This is a genomic window from Catenuloplanes atrovinosus (assembly GCF_031458235.1).
GTDB lineage: Bacteria > Actinomycetota > Actinomycetes > Mycobacteriales > Micromonosporaceae > Catenuloplanes > Catenuloplanes atrovinosus.
Window position 1 is genome coordinate 4,760,001 of the sequence record NZ_JAVDYB010000001.1, and the last position, 20,660, is coordinate 4,780,660.

The 20,660-nt window shown below is 73.8% G+C and carries 19 protein-coding genes (1 of these 19 only partly in view); 14 read left to right on the top strand and 5 right to left on the bottom strand.

Annotated features, from left to right (window positions below):
- From J2S41_RS21105 to J2S41_RS21125, 5 genes are all read left to right on the top strand, one after another.
- Positions 1-875, top strand: the 3' portion of a protein-coding gene (locus J2S41_RS21105) for an OmpA family protein (protein WP_310369757.1). It extends 94 nt beyond the left edge of the window; the window shows 875 of its 969 coding nt (coding positions 95-969); its start codon lies off the left edge, out of view; it ends in the stop codon at positions 873-875.
- A 137-nt stretch (positions 876-1,012) separates the two neighbouring features.
- Entirely contained in the window at positions 1,013-1,672 is a 660-nt protein-coding gene (locus J2S41_RS21110) for a bifunctional 4-hydroxy-2-oxoglutarate aldolase/2-dehydro-3-deoxy-phosphogluconate aldolase (protein WP_310369759.1), read from the top strand.
- A gap of 156 nt (positions 1,673-1,828) precedes the next feature.
- Positions 1,829-2,098 (top strand): hypothetical protein, encoded by a 270-nt coding sequence (locus J2S41_RS21115; RefSeq protein ID WP_310369760.1) that lies wholly within the window; start codon positions 1,829-1,831, stop codon positions 2,096-2,098.
- Complete coding sequence (locus J2S41_RS21120; protein WP_310369763.1) at positions 2,091-2,708, top strand: DUF6879 family protein; 618 nt, start codon at positions 2,091-2,093, stop codon at positions 2,706-2,708. Before J2S41_RS21115 ends, J2S41_RS21120 begins: the two co-directional genes overlap by 8 nt.
- Before the next feature lie 4 nt (positions 2,709-2,712).
- Entirely contained in the window at positions 2,713-4,986 is a 2,274-nt protein-coding gene (locus J2S41_RS21125) for an ATP-binding protein (RefSeq protein WP_310369764.1), read from the top strand.
- Here J2S41_RS21125 and J2S41_RS21130 read toward each other — a convergent pair.
- Positions 4,973-5,893: a helix-turn-helix transcriptional regulator gene (locus J2S41_RS21130; protein ID WP_310369767.1), complete on the bottom strand. Its 921-nt coding sequence runs from the start codon at positions 5,891-5,893 to the stop codon at positions 4,973-4,975. The two genes, J2S41_RS21125 and J2S41_RS21130, sit on opposite strands and share 14 nt — an antisense overlap.
- Before the next feature lie 88 nt (positions 5,894-5,981).
- Between J2S41_RS21130 and J2S41_RS21135 the strand changes: the two genes are divergently transcribed.
- Positions 5,982-6,788: a sugar phosphate isomerase/epimerase family protein gene (locus tag J2S41_RS21135; RefSeq protein WP_310369769.1), complete on the top strand. Its 807-nt coding sequence runs from the start codon at positions 5,982-5,984 to the stop codon at positions 6,786-6,788.
- Here J2S41_RS21135 and J2S41_RS21140 read toward each other — a convergent pair.
- Both J2S41_RS21140 and J2S41_RS21145 read right to left on the bottom strand, forming a co-directional pair.
- Entirely contained in the window at positions 6,766-8,568 is a 1,803-nt protein-coding gene (locus J2S41_RS21140) for a heparinase II/III domain-containing protein (RefSeq protein ID WP_310369771.1), read from the bottom strand. The two genes, J2S41_RS21135 and J2S41_RS21140, sit on opposite strands and share 23 nt — an antisense overlap.
- Before the next feature lie 61 nt (positions 8,569-8,629).
- Positions 8,630-9,364: an AfsR/SARP family transcriptional regulator gene (locus J2S41_RS21145; protein ID WP_310369773.1), complete on the bottom strand. Its 735-nt coding sequence runs from the start codon at positions 9,362-9,364 to the stop codon at positions 8,630-8,632.
- A gap of 133 nt (positions 9,365-9,497) precedes the next feature.
- Between J2S41_RS21145 and J2S41_RS21150 the strand changes: the two genes are divergently transcribed.
- The 4 genes from J2S41_RS21150 (at position 9,498) to J2S41_RS21165 (ending at position 14,604) form a co-directional block, all read left to right on the top strand.
- Positions 9,498-10,550 (top strand): carbohydrate binding domain-containing protein, encoded by a 1,053-nt coding sequence (locus tag J2S41_RS21150; RefSeq protein ID WP_310369776.1) that lies wholly within the window; start codon positions 9,498-9,500, stop codon positions 10,548-10,550.
- Between the two features lie 94 nt (positions 10,551-10,644).
- A complete protein-coding gene (locus J2S41_RS21155; RefSeq protein ID WP_310369777.1) occupies positions 10,645-12,849 on the top strand; it encodes a carbohydrate binding domain-containing protein in 2,205 nt (734 codons plus the stop codon).
- A 400-nt stretch (positions 12,850-13,249) separates the two neighbouring features.
- The gene (locus J2S41_RS21160) at positions 13,250-14,230 is read left to right on the top strand and encodes a chemotaxis protein CheB (protein ID WP_310369778.1); all 981 of its coding nucleotides are present in this window, start codon (positions 13,250-13,252) and stop codon (positions 14,228-14,230) included.
- Between the two features lie 11 nt (positions 14,231-14,241).
- Complete coding sequence (locus J2S41_RS21165) at positions 14,242-14,604, top strand: ATP-binding protein (protein ID WP_310369779.1); 363 nt, start codon at positions 14,242-14,244, stop codon at positions 14,602-14,604.
- Positions 14,605-14,608: 4 nt separating this feature from the next.
- Here J2S41_RS21165 and J2S41_RS21170 read toward each other — a convergent pair whose 3' ends face one another.
- Positions 14,609-15,715 carry a SigB/SigF/SigG family RNA polymerase sigma factor gene (locus J2S41_RS21170; RefSeq protein WP_310369781.1) on the bottom strand — a complete coding sequence of 369 codons (1,107 nt, stop codon included), beginning with the start codon at positions 15,713-15,715 and terminating at the stop codon, positions 14,609-14,611.
- A 234-nt stretch (positions 15,716-15,949) separates the two neighbouring features.
- On the opposite strand from J2S41_RS21170, the gene J2S41_RS21175 reads away from it, so the two are divergent.
- Positions 15,950-18,187, top strand: coding sequence for a catalase (locus tag J2S41_RS21175; protein ID WP_310369783.1), 2,238 nt, complete (start codon positions 15,950-15,952; stop codon positions 18,185-18,187).
- Positions 18,188-18,233: 46 nt separating this feature from the next.
- Positions 18,234-18,650 (top strand): CBS domain-containing protein, encoded by a 417-nt coding sequence (locus tag J2S41_RS21180; protein ID WP_310369785.1) that lies wholly within the window; start codon positions 18,234-18,236, stop codon positions 18,648-18,650.
- A gap of 208 nt (positions 18,651-18,858) precedes the next feature.
- On the opposite strand, the gene J2S41_RS21185 is transcribed toward J2S41_RS21180, so the two are convergent.
- Positions 18,859-19,758, bottom strand: coding sequence for a GNAT family N-acetyltransferase (locus J2S41_RS21185; protein ID WP_310369786.1), 900 nt, complete (start codon positions 19,756-19,758; stop codon positions 18,859-18,861).
- Positions 19,759-19,902: 144 nt separating this feature from the next.
- Between J2S41_RS21185 and J2S41_RS21190 the strand changes: the two genes are divergently transcribed.
- The gene (locus J2S41_RS21190) at positions 19,903-20,166 is read left to right on the top strand and encodes a cyclic nucleotide-binding domain-containing protein (RefSeq protein ID WP_310369788.1); all 264 of its coding nucleotides are present in this window, start codon (positions 19,903-19,905) and stop codon (positions 20,164-20,166) included.
- Positions 20,167-20,189: 23 nt separating this feature from the next.
- A complete protein-coding gene (locus tag J2S41_RS21195) occupies positions 20,190-20,600 on the top strand; it encodes a Crp/Fnr family transcriptional regulator (RefSeq protein ID WP_310369790.1) in 411 nt (136 codons plus the stop codon).
- Positions 20,601-20,660: the final 60 nt, after the last annotated feature.

The following is a 20,660-nucleotide window of genomic DNA, read 5'->3' on the forward strand; positions in this document are numbered from 1 at the left end:
TGGAGGACGATCTCGCCCTCCGGTCCGCGCGGGCGCTGGCCGCGGCGGGCAGCCCACCGGTCGAGGTGGCGTTCACCGGGCGGGACGGCGTCCTGCGCGCGGCCGACGAGGCCACCGCCACCCGGGCCCGCGAGATCGTCTCCCGGGTCGAGGGTGTGCGGATCGTGCGTACCGTGGTGCCGCCCGAGGCAGAGCCGGTGCGCCTGGCGGCGCCGTCACTGCGGGTCACGGTCGCGGGCGGGCGCGTCGCGCTGGCGGGCACCGTTTCCGGCGCGGCCGACCACGCGCTGCTGCGGGACGCCGCGGCGGAGGGTCTCGCCGTGGTCGACGACCGGATCGCCGTCGGGCAGGTGTCGGACCGCGGGCTCGCCACGCTGCCCCCGTTCCTGGCCGCGCTACCGCGCGACGCGGAGGATCTCACCGTCCGGGTGGAGAGCGGCGTGCTGACGCTGACCGGCACCGCGCGGTCCGAGGTGGAGTGGGTCGCGGTGACCGAGGGCGCGCGCCGCACCGGCTTCACGGTGGTGGACGATCTCGCGGTCGCGGACCTCGGCGAGCAGCTCGCGGACGTACCGCCGCTGCTCTTCCCGTCCGGCAGCGCGTGGCTGTCGCCGCAGGCGGTGCGCAATCTGTGGCGCACGGCGGGGCTGCTCGCCGCGAACCCGAGCGCGACGGTCCGGATCGAGGGTCACACCGACGCGGCCGAGGCGAGCGCGCCGCTGAGCCGGGAGCGCGCGGCCGCGGTCCGGGACGTGCTCGTCTCGTTCGGCATAGCGGAGGACCGCCTGACCATCGTCGGGTACGCCGACGCCCGCCCGGCCGGCACCGACGACGGGCGCGCCCGCGATCGCCGCGCCGAGCTGGCGGTCACCTGACGCCGGCGGCCGGCCCGGGGCGGTGCGAGATCCCCCGGGCCGGCCGGCAGGGGTCCAGGTCGTGGCACGCGAGCGCCGGTCGCGGTTCGGCACCGGATTCAGCGACCAACGCCATAAAATATGGGCAAAACACCACCATGGGGGTACGGATCAGCGCGCGCCGCCCGGGCACCACCCGCGCCGGAACCGAACTGCCGTCGGCCGCGCAGGTTCTCGACCGCGTGTTCCACGGCCGCCCGTTGCTGGCCGTGCTGCGCGGCCTGCCGATCGACCGGACCGTCGCGCTCGCCGAGGCCGTCTGGGACACCGGTCTCGGCGTGGTGGAGGTGCCGCTGCACGCGCCCTCGTCCCGCGACGCGCTCGCGGCCGTCGCCCGGCTCGGCGCCGAACGAGGCGAGGTGGTCGGCGCCGGCGGCGTCCTCACGCCCGACCTGGTCCCGATCGCGAAGGCCGCCGGCGCCGCGTTCACGCTCGCTCCCGGCTTCGACGCGGACGTGCTGCGGGTCAGCCTGGCCGCCGGCCTGCCGCACCTGCCCGGCGCCGCCACTCCCACGGAGATCCAGCGCGCGCTCCGTACCGGCTGCCGCTGGTTCTCGATCTTCCCGGCCGCCCCGCTCGGCCCGCCGTGGGTGCGCGCGCTGCACGACGCCTTCCCGCACGTCTCCCTGATCGCCACCGGCGGCATCACTCCCGCCGACGCACCCGCCTTCCGTACCGCCGGCGCCCGGTCCCTGGGCGTCGACGCCCCTCTCCTCACCCCCGACCGCCTCCCGGATCTCGCCGCGGCACTGACCTAGCAGACCGGACCCGGTGTGCGATTCGCCGTCCCCGGGATCCGGCAGGGTAGCGACCCCGGACAATGTTGAGACCCTTTCGTCCGGCCTTGATGTGACCAGGTGCCCACGCTTACGTTCGTGAAAGATAAAGGTATTCGTCGATATAGGGGGCGACGCGTGAAACGACCATGGGATGCCGACGCGAACACATTTCTGATGCGGCGACTCGGTAAGTCACCGCAGGAGCTGGGGCTGACCGGGGGCCGGGACGACTGCCCGGACATCTGGGAGCTGGGCAACGGCGACATCGCGGTGATCGGGCGGGATGTGACCGCGGCGTTCCGGGACAGACTGCCGGACGGTGTCCGAATTGCCGCGGATGAGCGGCTTGTTATTATTCCTCGAACCATGCTGGTGGCGGCGAAGGCGGACATCCCGGATGCGTGAGGTGCTCGATCGTTCTGCCGGAGTCAGATTGAGCGCGGATGAATACCGCGCCGATTTCCGAGAACGATTCTGGCAATCCCACGAATACGATTTTTGGAAGCTGGAACGGCGGCAGACGTTCGCCGAGCCCGGTGACGAGAGCTGGGTGGCCTTCTCCCACGGCGACTGGGAGACGGCGCTGCGCCTGATCGCGGCGCGGCGACCGCAGTACGAGAGCGACGCACGGCGCATGGCCGAGTTGGGCTTCGCTTCGTACCGGGTGCGTGTGGTCGAGGCGCCGCTCACACCGTACCTGCAATGGGAATTGCGGCTCTTGCGGCTGATGGGAGCGACGTCCGACCGGGTGCGTGTGCTCGACGCCGCCCGGGTCGGGCTCCACGAGGCCTCGGGCCCGCTGCCGGAAGTGGTGACGCTGGGCGCGGACGTCACCTACGAGGTGCTCTACGACGACGCCGGCCTCGCCGACGGCGCGATCCGGCACACCGGCGCCGCGCTCACCGCGGCGTGCCGGCAGTTCATCGCGCGGCTCTACGAGTCCGGTGAGGACGTGGTGGCGTACGTCGACCGCGAGGTCGCGGCGCTACCCCCACCGGTCCCGCCGCGCGGATAGGCGCATGCCCGGCGACGACCCGGGGCGGCCGCCCCGGCAACTCCCGGCCGACGTGCGCGGCTTCGTCAACCGCGAGGCCGAACTGCGGGCGCTGGACGCGATCCTCGGCGACTCCGGCGCGACGCCACCGCTCGCGGGCGTGCACGTGCTCGCCGGCACCGCGGGCGTCGGCAAGACGTCGCTGGCCGTGCACTGGGCGCACCGGGTCCGCGAGCACTTCCCGGACGGCCAGCTCTGCATCAACCTCCGCGGGTACGACCCGGGGCCACCGCTGCGGCCGGCGGACGTGCTCGACCGCTTCCTCCGCGCGCTCGACGTGCCCGCCGCCGCGGTCCCGGCCGATCCGGAGGACCGGGCCGCGCTCTACCGGTCGATGCTCGCGGACCGGCGCATGCTGATCCTGCTCGACAACGCGTCGAGCACCCGGCAGGTTCGGCCGCTGCTGCCCGGCGCGCCGCGCTGCCTCGTGATCGTCACCAGCCGCAGCCGGCTGTCCGGGCTCGTCGCCCGGGACGGCGCCCGGCGGTTGACCGTCGACCTGCTGCCCGAGCCGGACGCCGTCTCGTTGCTGCGCACGCTCACCGCCGGCTACCGGTTGGACGACGACAGCCCGGACTACGCGGAACTGGCACGGCTGTGCGCCCGGCTGCCCCTGGCGCTGCGCATCGCCGCCGAGCGCGCGGCGAGCCGTCCCCACATGCCGCTCGCCGACCTGATCCGGGACCTTCGCGACGAGTCGGCCCTGTGGGACGCGCTCACCGCGGAGGACCAGGACGAGGCGGACGCCGTGCGTACCGTGTTCGCCTGGTCCTATCGGGCGCTCGACGAGGGGGCCGCCCGCCTCTTCCGGCTGCTCGGCCTGCACCCCGGCGCGGAGTTCGGCCCGGAGGCCGCGGCCGCGCTCGCCGGCGTTCCGATCACCACGGCCCGGCAGCGGCTCGACCTGCTCGTCGGCGCCCACCTGATCGAGCAGACCGAGGCCGACCGGTACCAGTTCCACGATCTGCTCCGGGCGTACGCGGCCGACCAGTGCCAGGAGGAGCCGCCCGCCGAGCGGGACGCCGCGCTCCGCCGCGTCCTCGAGTGGTATCTGCACACGGTGGACGCCGCCGAGCGACTCGCCGGCGGCCTCGACCTTCGCGTGCCGCTGGATCGGCCCGCCGAGCCGGTGCCGGCACCTCCGTTCGGTGATCGGAGCGCGGCGGTCCGCTGGGAGCGCCGGGAGCGAGGCACCCTGCTCGCCGCCGTCCGCGCGGCGGCCGGCGACCCTCGCACCTACGACCTGGCCTGGCTCCTCGCCGCCGTCCTGCGCGGCTTCCACATGCGGGAGAACGTGCTGGAGGACTGGTTCGCCGCCGCCACGCTCGGGCTGCACGCGGCCACCGCGCTCGGCGACCGGCGTGCCGAGGCCGAACTCTACGACAGCCTCGGGGTCGCGCACGTCCACGCGCACCGGCTGCACGACGCGCTCGCCTGTCACACCAAGGCGCTGTCCCGCCGCCGGGACCTCGGCGACCGTCTCGCCCACGCGGTGTCGCTGAACGCGCTCGGCCTGACCGCGCTGCGCGCGCGCCAGCTCGACGCCGCGGTCGCGCACTTCGCGGACGGCATCGAGATCTTCGGCTCGCTCGGGGAGCGCGTCTGGGAGGCGACCGCGCGCGCCAACCTCGGCACCGCCCAGTACGAGCTGGGAACGCTCGACGACGCCGACGCGTCGGTGCGGCAGGCGCTGGACACGCTCCGGGCGGCCGGGGACGCGCAGGGCGAGGGCAACGCGCTGCGGCTGCTCAGCGCGATCCACCGGGCGCAGGGCCGGATCGACGACGCGCTCACCGCGGGCCTGGCCGCGGTGAACCTGGCGGCGGCCCACGGCAACGCGCACTGGCAGGGGTACTGGCTGATCGAACTCGGCGCCGCGCAGGCCGCGGCCGGGGAGCACGGTGACGCGCTCGGCTCGTACCAGCACGCCGCGACGCTGCACCGGCGGGCCGGAGACCGCGGGCGGGAGGGGATCGCGCTGATCGGGGCCGCGGACACGTACCACCTGATGGGGCGGTACGGCGACGCGATCCGGATGTACCGTGGCGCGCTGGCCGTGCTGCGCACCACCGGGGACGCCTGGCAGCTGGCCCGCGCGCTGGACGGCCTCGCCACCGCGCTCGACGCGACGGGTGAGCCGGAACGGGCGGGCACCGCCCGGCGCCAGGCGCTCGATCACCTCGCGGCGTTCACCGATCCCGAGGCGCGACGGCGACGCGACCGGATCAGTGGGCGCTGAGGTCGCGGGCGTACCGGGCCGGGGTCTGGCCGTAGTGGCGGCGGAAGGCGCGGATGAAGTGGCTGCTGTCGGAGAAGTGCCAGCGCGCCGCGATCGCGGAGACCGGCAGGGGGTGGGGGGCGGTGAGCGCGGCGCGGGCGGCCTCGAGCCGGCGCCGGCGGATGTAGGCGGAGACGGGCTCGCCGGTGGTGGCGAAGGCGCGGTGCAGGGTGCGGACGGAGACGTGCAGGTGGCGGGCGAGCAGGGCTGGGGTGAGGGCCGCGTCAGTGAGGTGCCGGTCGGCGAGGTCGCGGGCGGCGCGGGCGAGCGCGGGGCTCAGCGCGGGCTCGGTGCCGTCGACGTAGCGGTGCAGGACGCCGCGCATCAGTTCGACGGTGGCGTTGCGGGCGGCGTCGACGCCGGCGTCGGTGAGGTGGTCGATGGTGTCGTGCAGCAGGCTGGTGTGGGCCAGCAGCAGGCGCACCTCGGGGGTGCCGGCGGAGCCGGTGACGGGCGCGTCCGCCGGGAGCGGCGCGATCGCGCCGGGAGCGAGGCCGACGGTACGGGTGGAGGTGCCCGGGTCGACGTCGAATCCGGTCATGCCGGTGGAGCGGCCGAGCAGGAACCGGCCGGCCGGGACCGGGACGGTGGCGCGGTCGTGCTGGAACGTCCAGGTGCCCCGGCGGACCAGGTGCAGCCGCAACTCGCCGCCGCCGGGGGTGCCGGAGGCCCGTACCCGCGTGGTGGTGTGAAAGTCCATCACGGCCACGTCCCGGGCGCGGGAGGACCGGCTGCGCACCCGGGCCCCGCCGGTGGTGTCCTGGGTGAACGTGGGCAGCGGCAGGCCGATCTCCCGTTGCCAGCCGTCCAACGCGCCGTCGTCGAGCCGGGCGGTGTCCAGCCGGAGGGTGCCGCGCGATGCGCTCATCGCCCCATCAAACACCTGTCGCGCAGGTTCCATCGAGTGGCGTGCGGGTGCAACGCGGGGTACGCGGCGCGCCTCTACGGTGGCCGCCATGGAACTGATGTTCACCAACCTGCAGCTGACCGGCACGCTGCCGCCGGAACCGCCGCGGTACGCGTTCGCGGAGCGGGTGGCGGCCGTGGCCGAGGCGGGCGCGACCGGGATCGGCGTCACCGCGGCGGAGCTGGACGGCATCCCGGACGGCGCGACGCACCAGCTGCTGGACGGCCACGGCGTACGGATCGTGGAGCTGGAGGCGATGTTCGGCTGGTTCGACGGCGACACCGCGCCGGAGGAGGCGCTGTTCCGGCTCGCGGAGACATACCGGGTGCCGCGTATCAAGACCGCGGTGCTGCTGATTCCGCCGGCCGGGGCGCCGGACCCGGACGTGCTGGCCGAGCGGTTCGCTGGCCTGTGCGACCGGGCGGCGGCGCACGGTACGGCGGTGGCGCTGGAGCCGGTCGTGGTGCTGCCCGGCTTCGGCCACGCGGCCGCGCACGACCTGATCCGCACGGTCGACCGGCCGAACGCGGGCCTGATGTTCGACGCCTGGCACGTGTTCCGCGACCCGTCCGGGCCGTCCGTGGCGGAGACGGTGGCGGCCCGGCACGTCGCGGGCCTGGAGCTGACCGACGGCCTGGCGACGCCGGGCCCGGACCTGATGGACGACTGCGTCAACCGGCGGATGCTGCCCGGCGACGGCGAGTTCGACCTGGCGGGCCTGCTGCGCACGCTGCGGGCGACCGGCGCGGAGGTGCCGCTGTCGGTGGAGGTGCTCTCCGCGGAGCTGCGCGAGCTGACCCCGCGGGAGCACGCGGCGCGCGTGGTGGCCGCGGTCACGAAGGTGCTGGAGGCCTGAACCGGACGGTGACCTCACCGGTGGCGGCCGGCGAGGTCACCTCCAGCGTCATCAGCACCAGGCGGTCGCCCCAGACCGCGCGCAGCCTCGGATCGGTCAGCGCGATCTCTTCCGTGCGCGGCCGCACGTGGTCCGGCAGCGCGATGCGTACCGCCGGGGGCTCGTCCCGGAGGAGCAGTCGCAGCCGGATCCGCTGCGGCGGATGGTCGAGGCGCCAGGCGTCGGTGAGCGTGATCAGATCGTCGGCGACGGTGAACGTCCTGCGCAGCGAGACGATGCCGGCCTCCGCGGGATACGCGCCGGCCAGGTCCATGGTGAGCACCGTCCCGTCCAGTGAGACGTCCCGGGCCGCGAACGCCGGGCCGGGCGCCTGCTCGTAGCCGTCGATCTCCGGGACGCTGTGGAACGCGGAGCGGGTGAACCAGGCGCGGTAGCGGCCGGGGCCGAAGCTGTCCCGGTCGTAGACGCCGGCGCCCGCGTCGACCACCACCGGCTCGCCGCGCACGGCCAGCACGAAGCCGCCGACGTCGTTGTGGTTGTGCGGCTCGTCGTTGTGGCCGGCCTTGGCGATCAGGTGCAGCGCGCCGCCGCGCAGCGACGCCACCTGGGTCCGGGGCAGCCACTGCACCGGCGGCTCGGGGAACGCCCGGGGTGCGGCGTCGCGCCAGACCGGGTCGGTGAGCGCCGCGATCGCGCGTCCCATCGGGCTGGGCAGCGTGGTCAGCGGGTCGTCGCCCCGGCTGGCACGGGCGAACGCGGTGATCTCGTCGTCGCCGACCGCGCGGCCGTACCGGTGCAGCAGCGCGGGTGACAGGTGGTCCTTCTGGGCGCGGCCGTGCGCGCGCGGCACCCGGGCGCCGCCGTCGCCGAAGCTCGCGCTCCACTCGCCGCCGAGGTGCGCGGTGAGCGGGAACCTGGCGATCCGGTGGATCAGCGGATCGTTCCAGACCTCCGCGGGTACGCCGAGCAGCTCCAGCGCCTCGAACAGCCGCGCACCGGAGTGCCACCAGTAGGAGATGCCCTCGGGGCAGCCGCCGTCCGCGGGCACGCCGTCCAGGTAGGCGTCCAGGCTGGCCACCGCCCGCTCCACGATCGGTGCCGGATCGTCACAGGTGAGCAGCGCGACCGCGACGACGTTGTCGGTGATCCACGGGTTCCAGTTCATCGGCGCGCCGAACCAGTGGTACGCGTCGGCGTGCAGCCGGTACGGGTCGAGCACCCGGCGCCGGATCTCGGCCGTGATCCGCTCGCGGACGCCGGGGACCGTGGCCAGCAGGTCCGCGTGCAGGTGCACCAGCCAGGCGAGCGTGGCCGCGGTCTCGGCCGCGAACAGGTCCAGGTACGGGTGCGCGGGGTCGGGCACCACCCGGTCCGGGCCGGTGGCCGTGTCGTCGTGGGCGGGCAGGCACCAGGTGGTCTCCTCGGCCAGCAGCCAGACGCCGTCCAGCACCTCGTCGGCGTACCGGGCCCGGTCGCCGGTGAGGGCGAGCGCGAGCGCGGCGGCGTGCAGCCGGTGGCGGCGGGCGAAGTACGGGTCCTCCCAGGCGACGCGGCTGCCGTCGCGCAGGTAGGCGCGCCATCGCGTCAGCGTGGGTTGCGGCCAGGGCGTTCCGGCCGTCTCGTCCGCGATCGCGACGATGGCCGCCTTCGTCTCTTCTGGCACGCCGGCGAACGCGGCGTGATCGATCGTGGCGCGCGGCGCGAGCCGGCCGGCGCGCAGCGCGGTGCTCAGCAGGCGCGGCCGGTGCGCGGTCCGATCGGTTCCGGGGACGGGGTGCATGGCGGCCGAAGCTAGCACCGGCCGGTCCCGGACACGATCGATCGTTCACAGCCGAACACGATCAGATCGTTTCGAGCAGTCGCTGGTGGAGGCGGCGCAGCACCGGGCCGGGCTCGATCGCGAGGTCGGTGACCAGGCGGTCGCGCGTGCGGCGGTAGAGGTCGAGCGCCTCCGGCAGCCGGCCGGACGCGTCCAGCGCCTGCATGAGCTGGCCGACGAACCGCTCCCGCAGCGGGTGCCGGGCGACCAGGCGGACCAACTCCGGCACCAGCCGCACGCCCTCGCCCACGCGCAGCAGCGCGTCCAGCCGGTCACCGGTCGCGGCCAGCCGCATCTCCTCCAGGCGCGGCGCCTCGACGTGGTGGATCGGCAGCGTCCCCAGGTCGGCCAGCGCGGGGCCGCGCCACAGCGCGAGCGCCCGGTCCAGCAGCGGTACGGCCGCGGCCGGCGCGGCCGTGCGCGCGCTCGCGGTGAGGCGCTCGAACCGGTCCAGGTCGAGCGCGCCGGGCGGCAGGTCCAGCCGGTAGCCACCGGACACCGTGGACACCTGCGGAACCGCCTTGCGCAGCCGGGACACGTAGTTGCGCGCGGTGACGGTCGCGGTGGGCGGCGGCCGGTCGCCCCAGAGCAGATCGGTGAGCGTGTCGACCGCGACGACGCGGCCGGCCCGCAGCAGCAGCGCGGCCAGGATCGCGCGTTGCCGCGCGGCCGGCACCGGCACGGCGTCGTCGCCGTGCCGGACCTCGACCGGCCCGAGCAGGTGGAACCGCGTCTCCGGAAGGGCGTCGGAGTTCATGGCGGATACCGAACCAGTGCGGACGATCATCCGGCAAGCACCCCGGACGGAACCGAACGCATCCGGACGGGCACCCACAGTTGCCGATCGACAAGTACTGTCTCACCTGCGGCACCACGGAACGGGGAGCACTGTGGATTCGTCAGGCGAGCGCGTGTCCGGTTGTCCGGACCCGTCCGGGGCGGACGGTCCCGCACAGTTCGTCGCCGCGCTGATCCAACTGCGGGCCTGGGCCGGGCAGCCGTCGCTGCGCACGTTGCGGGACCTGGCCCGGCCGGCCGGCGCGCTGCCCACCAGCACCGTGCACGAGATCCTGGCCGGGCAGCGGCTGCCGCGGCTCCAGTTCGTCGAGGCGTACGTGCGGGCCTGCCTGCGCGCGCACGGCGACGCCGGACCCGGCACGGAGGCGGTGCTCGACCAGTGGCGGGAGGCGTGGCGGCGGCTGGCGTCCGGCCGGTCGCCGTCGGCGCCGAGGGGGTCGGCCGCGCCGTCGCCGCTGCCGCCGGCCGAGATCGTGACGCCGGCGCTGCTGCCGGTGGCCGGCCCGCCGCCCAGGGAGATCATCGCGAGCACGATGCCGCCGCGGCGGTCCTCCTCGCCGGTGGCGGCCGTGGCCGGGTTCCTGGCCGGGCTGGTGCTGGGCGGGGCCGGTGTGTGGTTCCTGCCGGAGCCGGCGGCCGAGCGGGGCGCGCCGGCGTCCGTACCGTCGGAGGGGTTGTGCGCGTCCGCGCCGCCGGAGCGGCCGGGCGGCCCCGAGCTGATCGTCAACGGCGGGTTCGACCGGCCGCTCGGCCGTCCCTGGCGGACCAGCTCCGCGAAGGTGGAGCTGACCGCCGCGGACGACGCACTGGTGGCGCACGTGATGGGCGGGACCGGCAACCCGTGGGACGCGATGGTCGTCCACGATGGACTCGCGCTGCGCGCCGGCGCGTCGTACACGCTGCTGTTCCGGATCTCGGCGAACGTGCCGGCCCGGGTGCGGGTCACGGTGCAGGACGGCGCGCCGCCGGACTCCCACGCGGCGCTGGTCCGGGACGTCCCGGCCGGGCCGCGGCCGTGCCTGGTGGCGCTCACCTTCACCGCCGGCCGCGACACCGCGGCCGGTGAGCTGTCGTTCGGCGCCGGCGGGCTGCGGACCGCCTACTCCCTGACGCTCGACGACGTGTCGCTGAGCGGCCCGGGCTGACCCGGCGCTATCGCGGCGCTACCGGGACGATGACGGCGGCGGCCATTCTTCCGCTTGGGATCGGCGGGGGCCGGTCCGCATCGGAGGGAACCGCATGAGATCCGTTCCGCGTCGCTTGGGCCTGACCCTCGTCCTCACCCTGATAGCCGGGCTGCTCACGGTCGTCACGACCGGCACCCCGGCGCTGGCCGGCCACTCCAACCAGATCCCGGACGGCACGTTCGGTGCCGGCACGGGCACGGGCGCGTGGTGGGCCACGTCCGGCGCCGCCATCCACACGGACAACGACGAGCTCTGCGCGGACGTCGCCGGCGGCACCGCGGTGGTCCACGACGTGATCGTCGGCCGGTCCGGCATGCAGCTGGCCGCCGGCCGGTCCTACGCGCTGACCTTCGACGCCAAGTCGACCGCGAGCGTGCAGCTGCGCACCCGGGTGCAGGACGGCGTCGCGCCCTACACCGGCGTGCTCGACCAGGGCTTCACCGTCTCCCCCGGGCTGCGCCGGTACGCGATGGCGTTCACCTCCGGCATCACCCGCACGGACGGGCAGGTCACGTTCCAGGTCGGCGGCGTCTCCTCCGCGATGACGGTCTGCTTCGACAACGTCGTGCTGATCGAGACGGACGAGGTCTCCAACGGCACCTTCGACGCCGGCATCGACCACTGGTGGAAGGGGCGCGCGCAGACCTCGATCGCGCACGAGTCCGGGCAGCTGCGCATCGACTCCCCCGGCGGCACCACGAACCCGTGGGACGACATCGTCGGCATCAGCGGGGTGTCGCTGCGCGCCGGTAAGCAGTACAGGCTGGCGTTCACCGGCTCGGCGAACACGGCGCGCACGATTCGGGCCGTGGTGCAGACCGAGGCGTCGCCGTGGACGTCGCCGCTGCTGCAGGACTTCGCCCTGAACACGAGCGCGCAGACCTACTCGTGGACGTTCACCTCACCGCTGACCGTCACCGCGGGGCAGCTGCTGTTCCAGATCGGCGGCGCGGCCGGGTTCACCGCCCGGTTCGACAACATCTCCGTGGTGGAGCAGCCGCGGCTCGCCAACGACCCGGTCATCTACTGGGACAACGTGCTCCAGCAGGCGATCCGGGAGTCGGTCGAGCCGCAGCGCAGCCCGACCAACCTGGCCCGCGCGGCCGCGATCATGCACACCGCGATCTTCGACGCGGTCACCTCGGTGACCAACATCGGTACGCCGTACGTCGCCCGGGTCACGGTGCCGGTCGACACGCACGCCACGTCGCTGGAGTCGGCGGTCAACATGGCCGCGTTCGACACGCTGCGCGTGCTCTTCCCGAACCTGACGTTCACCGACGAGCTGACCGCCGCGCGCGGGCTGCTGCCGAACGGCACCATCGGCATCCAGCGGGACCGGGGTGAGGGCGTCGGCGCGGCCAGCGCGTCCGCGGTGCTGGCCAACCGGGCGAACGACGGCTCCACCTCCACCGGGACGTATACGCCGAGCACCACGCCGGGCGCGTGGCGGCCGACGGACTCGACACCCGCGGTCACGCCGTTCTGGGGTCAGGTGCGGCCGTTCACCATGACCAGCGGCTCGCAGTTCCGGCCGCCGCTGCCGGGCGGGTACAGCAGCTACTCCACGCTGCTGGCCAGCCAGGCGTACGCGGACCAGCTCAACGAGGTGAAGAACCTGGGCCGCGCGACCGGCTCCACCCGCACCGCGGAGCAGACCGACATCGCGTTCTTCTGGGCGAACGACGTGCCCGGCACGTACAAGCCGCCGGGCCAGCTGCTGGAGCACACCGAGATCGTGGCGGCGCAGCGCGGGCTGGGTCTGCTGGAGCACGCGCGGCTGTTCGCGCTGGTGTCGCTGGCGATGGCGGACGCGGCGATCGCGGCCTGGGACGCGAAGTTCCTCACGCCGATCGACCTGTGGCGGCCGCAGTCGGCGGTGCAGAACGCGGACCAGGACGGCCGGGCCGACACGGTCAAGGACGCGGCCTGGCTGCCGCTGTCGATCAATCCGGCCGGTCAGCGGTTCTCGCCGGCGTTCCCGGCCTACGTGAGCGGGCACGCCACGTTCGGCGGCGCGTGGGCGGCCGTGATGCGCGGCTACTTCGGATTCGACCACCTGGAGATGCGGCTGACCACGGAGGACCCGAGCCGGCCCACCGTGGTCCGCACGCTGCCGAGCTTCACGGCCGCCGCCGCGGAGAACGGGCGGAGCCGGATCTACCTCGGCGTCCACTACCAGTGGGACGCGGACAACGGCGTCGCCACCGGCACCCAGATCGGCAACCGGGTGATCGCCAACTTCCTGCGCCCCTGACGCCACCACCGGCGGTGCGGGCGGCCGGACGGGCCGCCCGCATCTCCGTTCCGCTCGGCGGGCCGGCAGCCGGACCAGGTCGTCGACCAGGGTGGGCGGGTCCGCGCGGCCCTTGCCGTCCACCGCGAGATGGCCGGTGGCGGCCATCGCCACCGCGCCGTGCGCCACCGCGCGCGGCATGGCCGCGCGCCGCTCCGGGTCGCCGGGCGGCCGGCAGCGAGCGGGATCTCCTCGACGCCGTCGTTTCCGCGAGCACCGACTCGACGGCGTCCACTGTGCCGTTCGGCAACCCGGCGGAGAACGTCTCGACCCGCTGACGCCTGACTGACCCCTTCCGTGGTTGACGTCGTCAACCTCAGGTGGTGGGTTTGCCGCGCCCCAGCACGGGCACCCCGGAGCGATGGCACACAGGGACGTCGTCGCCGTCGGGGCATCCGCCGGAGGGGTGGAGGCACTGCGCGCCCTGGTCCAGGGGCTGCCCGCGGACTTCCCCGCGGCCGTGCTGGTGGTGCTGCACATCCCGCGCGACTCGCCGAGCGCGCTGCCCGCGATCCTGAACCGGGCCGGCCGGCTGCACGCGGCGCCCGCGGCGGACGGCGAGCGGATCCGGCCCGGGCAGGTCTACGTCGCACCGTCCGATCACCACCTGCTGCTGCTCGGCGACCGGCTGCGCCTCAGCCACGGCCCGGCGGAGAGCCGGCACCGGCCCGCGGTCGACCCGCTGTTCCGCTCCGTGGCCCGGTCCGCCGGTCCGCGCGCGATCGGCGTGGTGCTCTCCGGGTCCCAGGCCGACGGCGCCTCCGGCGCGTACGACATCGCGCAGCGCGGTGGGCTGGTGGTCACGCAGGATCCGGCGGAGGCTCTCTACCCGTCGATGCCGGAGGCGGTCGCGGCCCGGCGCCCGCCCGACCACGTCGCCGCCGCGGCCGAGCTGGGCGACCTGCTTGCCGGGCTCACGGCGGTACCCCTGCCCGACTCCGTTGATCTTCCGGCTGACCCACGGATGGACGATGAGATCGCGATGAGCGACGCCGAGGCCCGCACCACCGATCGGATGCCCGGCGCCGTCCCCGCCGGGTTCGGCTGCCCGGACTGCGGCGGCGGCCTGTTCGAGGTCACCGGCGAGCCGATACCGCGCTACCGGTGCCGGATCGGGCACGCCTGGTCACCGGAGAGCCTCCTGGACGAGCAGACGGTCGCGACCGAGAGCGCGCTCTGGACCGCGCTGCGCGCGCTGGAGGAGAAGGCCGCGCTCAGCCGGCGGATGTCCGCGAAGGTGTACGGTGACCGCTACCACCGGTCCGTGGACGACGCGGACCACGCGATCCTGCTGATCCGGCGGCTGATCGACCGGCTCGCCGGCCGCACCGAGCCCTCGTGAGGACCGCGCCCGTGACCCGGCCCAGAACGCTCCGCGCGAACCTGCTGCCGCTGCCCGGCGCGGCGCGGCAGGCCCGGGATCTGGCCACCGAGGCATGCCTGCTGTGGTCGCTGCCGCACCTGATCGTGCCGATCGCGCTGATCGCCTCCGAGCTGGCGGCCAACGCGGTCGAACACGCCGGCACGATGACCACACTCACCGTCACCCGGCACGTGGATCACCTGCGGGTCTCCGCCGTCGACGGCTCCCCCGTCCCGCCGACCGAGGCGCGCCCGGGCTCCGGCCTCGCGCTGCTGCAGGCGTGCGCCAGCCAGTGGGGCTGGCGCACGGTCACCGGCGGCAAGGAGGTCTGGGCGGTGCTGAGCACCGACTAGGGCCCTAGCCCAGCAGCGCGCCCAGGCCGGTCGCGCGGATCAGCCGGGTGAGGTGCGGCGAGACGCCGGTGAACCGCAGGGGGACGCCGCGCGCGGTCGCGGTCTCCCGCACCGCCATCAGCACCCGCAGGCCCGCGGCGTCCAGCAGCGGCACGCCGCCGAGGTCGACCTCCAGGCGGCTCGGCCGGCCGGCGCACAGCGCGGACAGCAGCCGCGTGCGCAGCTCGCCCGCGTTGTCCCGGTCCACCTCGCCGTAGACGCGCGCGGTCCGGACCCGGCCCGGCGCGGCGGTGACCAGCACGCGCACGCCGGGGTCGTCGGCCTCGCCCGGCCACGGCGGCACGGTGTCGCTGAGCATCGCGGTGCGCAGCCAGGTCAGCGCGCGGCTGAGCAGCCGGGACACCTGCATCTGGGAGATGCCGAACTGCTCCGCGATCTCCGCCTGACTGAGGTTGCCCCAGAAGCGCAGCGCCAGCATGCGGCGGTCCCGGCGTGGCAGCCGCAGCAGCAGGTTCTCCAGCGTGGTCCGGTCCTCGACCGCGGCCATCTCCGGGTCGAGCGCGCCGAGCAGGTCGCCCACCTCGGTGTCGTCGGCGTCCGAGATCCGGCGGTTGAGCGACTCGGAGGAGTATCCGGCCATCGAAGTCCGGGCCGCCAGCACGTCGGCCTCGTCCACGTCCAGGTAGTCCGCGATCTCCGCCTGCGTCGGCGGGCGGGCGAAGCGCGTGGTCAGCGTGTCCGCGGCGCGCTTGACCTCCAGGCCGAGATCCTGCAGGCGGCGGGGCACGTGCACGCTCCAGGTGTGGTCGCGGAAGTGCCGGCGCAACTCGCCACGGATGGTCACCACGGCGAACGCGGTGAACGAGCCGCGGTCCGCGTCGTACCGGTCGACGGTCTTGACCAGCCCGATCCGCGCCACCTGCTCCAGGTCCTCGGCGGGTTCACCCCGGCCGCAGTACCGGCTGGCCAGGCGCCCGGCGAGGGGCATCGCGGCGCGCACGAAGTCCTCCCGCAGCCGCTCGACCTCGGACGGCCCGGCGGCCGCGCGGGCACGCATGTACTCCTCGGCGCACACGTCGAGATCGGGCTCGTCGCTCACGAAGGTCGACATGCGCGCACCTCTTCCGGTCTGGTTTGCCCTTACGCTCCCGGTTCCTTCCCTGGGCCGCGTGCCTGAAACCAGAACCGGGTTATTGATCGCTCACCTGATCCGACGAATACGCGATACATACCCGGCAGAACCGCGAGTATTCGCGCAATTACTAAGAGTTCTTGAACTCGTCCGTTTGGCAGGTCATTGCCCGGGTACGAGGCCAGCGTCACCGACCCGGGAGGATTCACACGCATGGAAGCCCGTAAAATCGTCGACGCGGTCAAGGACGCCGTGGAGAACATCACCGAGCCCACGGTCCCCGGCGTGCCGGGTAGCGGCACGCCGAGCGTCGAGGAGCCGACCACGCCGCGGGAGCCGCTGCCGCCGAAGGGCGACCAGGGCACGCCGAAGAGTGTCACGCCGACCGGCTTCGACACCAAGGCCCCGCCGACCACGCGTGGCCAGCAGGGCGCGTTCCTCACCACGTCGCAGGGCGCCCGGCTGCGCGACACCGACCACTCGCTGAAGGCCGGGCCGCGTGGGCCGATCCTGATGCAGGACCACCACTTCCGCGAGAAGATCACGCACTTCGACCACGAGCGCATCCCGGAGCGCGTGGTGCACGCGCGCGGCACGGGCGTGCACGGCACCTTCACCGGGTACGGCAGCGCGGAGGCGATCACCAGCGCCGGCTTCCTGAAGAAGGGCGCGGAAACGCAGGTCTTCGTCCGCTTCTCCACCGTGCTCGGCTCCCGCGGCTCCGCCGACACGGTTCGGGACACCCGCGGCTTCGCCGTCAAGTTCTACACCGCCGAGGGCACGTTCGACCTGGTCGCGAACAACATCCCGGTGTTCTTCATCCAGGACGCGATCAAGTTCCCGGACATCATCCACGCGGGCAAGCCGCACCCGGACCGGGAGATCCCGCAGGCGCAGAGCGCGCACGACACGTTCTGGGACTTCGTGTCGCTGCACACCGAGGCGCAGCACCACGCCATGTGGAACATGTCCGACCGGGGCATCCCCCGGTCGTACCGCCACATGGAGGGCTTCGGCGTCCACACGTTCCGGCTGGTCAACGACGCCGGCGAGACCGTGCTGGTCAAGTTCCACTGGAAGCCGAAGCTGGGCGTGCACTCGCTGGTCTGGGAAGAGGCGCAGCTGATCGCCGGCGTCGACCCGGACTTCCACCGCCGCGACCTCTACGACGCGATCGAGGCCGGCGCGTACCCGGAGTACGAACTCGGCGTGCAGGTCTTCCCGGACACGCCGGACGAGACGTTCGCCGGCATCGACCTGCTCGACCCCACGAAGATCGTGCCGGAGGAGCTGGCCGAGGTGCAGCCGATCGGCCGCCTGGTGCTCAACCGCAACCCCACCAACTTCTTCGCGGAGACCGAGCAGGTCGCGTTCCACCTCGGCAACCTGCCGCCCGGCATCGACGTCACCAACGACCCGCTGCTGCAGGGCCGGCTGTTCTCCTACGTGGACACGCAGCTGACCCGGCTCGGCGGCCCGAACTTCTCCCAGATCCCGGTCAACCGCCCGCACGCGCCGGTCAACGACATGCTCCGCGACGGCTTCCACCAGCACGCCGTGCACGCGGGGGTCGCACCGTACAAGCCGAACTCGCTCGACGCCGGCAACCCGTTCGAGACCGACGAGAAGTCGTTCGCCGACCTGCCGGTCCGGATCGCCGAGGCACCCAAGATCCGCGCCAACCCGGTGTCGTTCGACGACCACTACTCGCAGGTGCGCCTCTTCTGGCAGAGCATGACGCCGGTCGAGAAGGAGCACATCGTCTCCGCGTACACGTTCGAGCTCGGCAAGTGCTACCAGCAGGCGATCAAGGAGCGGCAGCTGCGCTGCCTCGCCAACATCGACCCGGAGCTGTGCGCCCAGGTCGCGGCCGGGCTCGGCCTGCCGGCCCCGGCGCCGTCCGAGGGCGTCGCGCTCACCGAGGTGGCGCCGAGCCCCGCGCTGTCCCAGATCGGCCAGGAGTGGCCGCCGGACGGCCGGATCATCGGCATCGTGGTCGGCCCGGACGGCGCGGACGGCGCCGGCTCCGTGCGCGAGGCCGTCCAGGCCGCGGGCATGCTGCCGCTGATCATCGCGCCGGCCGGCGGGCACGCGGGCGGCCTGGTCGTACAGCGCACGTTCAACACCGCCCGCTCCGTCGAATTCGACGCGATCCTGGTCGCCGACGCGCCCGCGCCCGCCGCCGACGCGCTGCCCGCGCGCGACGCCAAGGCCGGCGCCGCCGCCACGGTCGCGGTCGACCCGCGCGTGCGGCTGCTCATCGAGGAGGCCTGGCGGCACGGCAAGCCGGTCGGCGCGTGGGGCGACGGCGTGGCCGTGCTCCAGCAGGCCGGCATCTCGGACACGCCCGGCGTCTTCCTGGCCGAGTCCGGCCCCGGCGCGTTCACCACGCTCCAGCAGTTCCTCGCGCGGCACCGCGTGTGGGAGCGGTTCCCGGCCACGCTCGCCTGATCCCCGGCGGGCGTTAAGTTCCGTCCTCAACCGGAAGGGAGAACACATGACCACCGCTCGAGAGATCATGACCCCCGACGCGACGTGCGTGGGCGAGCAGGAGACGCTCGCGGACGCCGCCCGGAAGATGGCCGACCTCGGCGTCGGTGCGCTGCCCATCTGCGGCACCGACAATCGCCTGAAGGGCATGCTCACCGACCGCGACATCGTCATCAAGGCGATCGCCCAGGGCCGCAACCCCGCCGACGTCCGCGCCGGCGACCTCGCCCAGGGCAAGCCCGTCACGATCGGCGCCGACGACGACACCGCCGAGATCCTCCGCACCATGAGCAGCCACCAGGTCCGCCGCCTCCCGGTCATCGACGGCCACGACCTGGTGGGCATGGTCGCGCTCGCCGACGTCGCCCGCGCCCTCCCCGACAAGCCGACCGGCGACCTGCTCGACGCGATCAGCCACCCGTAACCCCGGCCGAGGCGTCCCGTTCCATTCCGATGGAGCGGGACGCCTTTTCTCATGGTCCCGCTTCCGGCGTGCCCGCTCCCCGCACGCTCCCGCGGGCAAACCTCGCGCCGGCTCCGCCGCCGCTCCGCCGCCGCATCGGAGCCGGTCCCAGCCCACTCACCACGATCCGCGACCCCCAGCGGCTCTGCTTCCGGCCGCCGAACCGCGGTCAGCGGGCCGGGTCACCCGGTGCGAGCCGGACGGCTTCCATGGTCCAGTAGCCGAGGTCGCGGCGCATGCCGAGAGACTCGCTCAGGGCGAGCATCGGGGCGTTCCGGTCGTCGTTCTCCGCATGCATGGCGGTGCCGCCGCGTTCGGCCGCCGCCGCGAACGAGCCGAGCTTCACCGCGCGCGCCACGCCGCGCCGCCGGGCACGGGTCGCCACGCCGGTATAGCTGGTGTGCCACCCACCGGTGCCCACGTCCCGGCGGATCAGGCACACGCCGGCCGTACCCTCGTGGTCCTCGGCGAACAGGACCACCACGTCAGCCGGCATGTGCGCGGCGAACTCGACCAGATCGATCGGCGTGTCCGACGGCATCCCGGCCAGCGAGTCCGCGGCCGCCGCCACGAACCGCTCCCGCGCCTCCCCCACCGTGGTCGCCTCCAGGCGCACCCCGGCCCGCACCGCCGCCGCGTCCGCCGCCACCCGCAGCGCCCCGGCGTCATCCAGCGCGACCGTCCAGCCCGTACAGTGGTTGACCACCCGAAATCCCAGCCGCTCCGCGAACCGGCGGCCGTCCGGCCGGTCGTCCCGCAGCGTCAACGCCAGCGGCTCCGCCACGTCCCGGTCGATCCGCGCCAGTTCCACGGCGAGCGCGGTCCCGATGCCTCGCCCGCGCGCACACTCCTCGACGCCGATCCGGACCGGCCGCTGGCCCCGGTAGTCGGGCACCGCTGCGGCCATGGCCGCACCGACGACGCGCCCGGCGCGCTCCGCCACCACGGCCCGCACGTCATCCCCCGACCTCAACAGCCGCCGCCACCGCACCCGCGTGTCCGACGAACTCCCGAGATCCAGCAACCCCACCGCCACATCCAGATCCCGCGGCTCGTACGTGCGTATCACGGCGGTCAGTCTATGGCTCAGGCCCCCGCACGGCACAGTACGGCACTACGAGTGATGAATCAGTCACTCTGAGCTTTATTTGCGATCGACGATGTCCTACCGTATTGACGTCAGCCGCCATCGTCCCGGGCGCCGGAGAGGCACATGCACGACGACGAGGACCCCGCCAGCGGACTCACGCGCTCGATACTGCCGGCCGAACTGCGCGAGGCCATCGGCGCGCTCCCCGAGGGCCGCGTCGCGCGGTACTCATCGGGCGAACAGATTCTCGGCCAGGGTGAGACCTCCGATCACGTCGTACTCATCATGTCCGGCGTCGTAAAGATCACCGCCGTCACGCCAACGGGGCGTGAGGCGCTTCTCGGACTCCGCGGCCCCGCGAACTGGTCGGCGAACTCGCGGCGCTGACCGGCATCCCCCGCACCGCATCGGTGCGCGCGATCGACCGGGTGGAGGCACGACTGGTAGCCGCCTCCCTGTTCCGGCGATTTCTCCAACGCAATCCGGACGCCCTGCACAACCTGCTCGAAGCAGTCATCGTCCGGCTCCGGGAAGCGGACCGGAGACGGCTCGAGTTCACCGGCTGGGACGTACACGAGCGGGTCTGCTCCCTCCTCGCCGAACTGGTGCACACGCATGGCCGCCCCGGGCCCGGCGGGAGCATGACGATAGGGCTCGCCCTGTCCCAGGAAGAGATAGCGGGTGCCACCGGAGCATCTCGGGAAGCCGTGGCCAAGGCGTTGCGCACACTCCGCACGGTCGGCGCGATCACCACATCGCGAAAGAAGATCGTGGTGATCGACCTGCTGGAACTCCGGCGGTTCATCGACGGCAACCGGTAAAAGTACACAGACAGCCGATGAGCCCACGGCTAGACACGGACGGGAACCACCGAAGGGGGG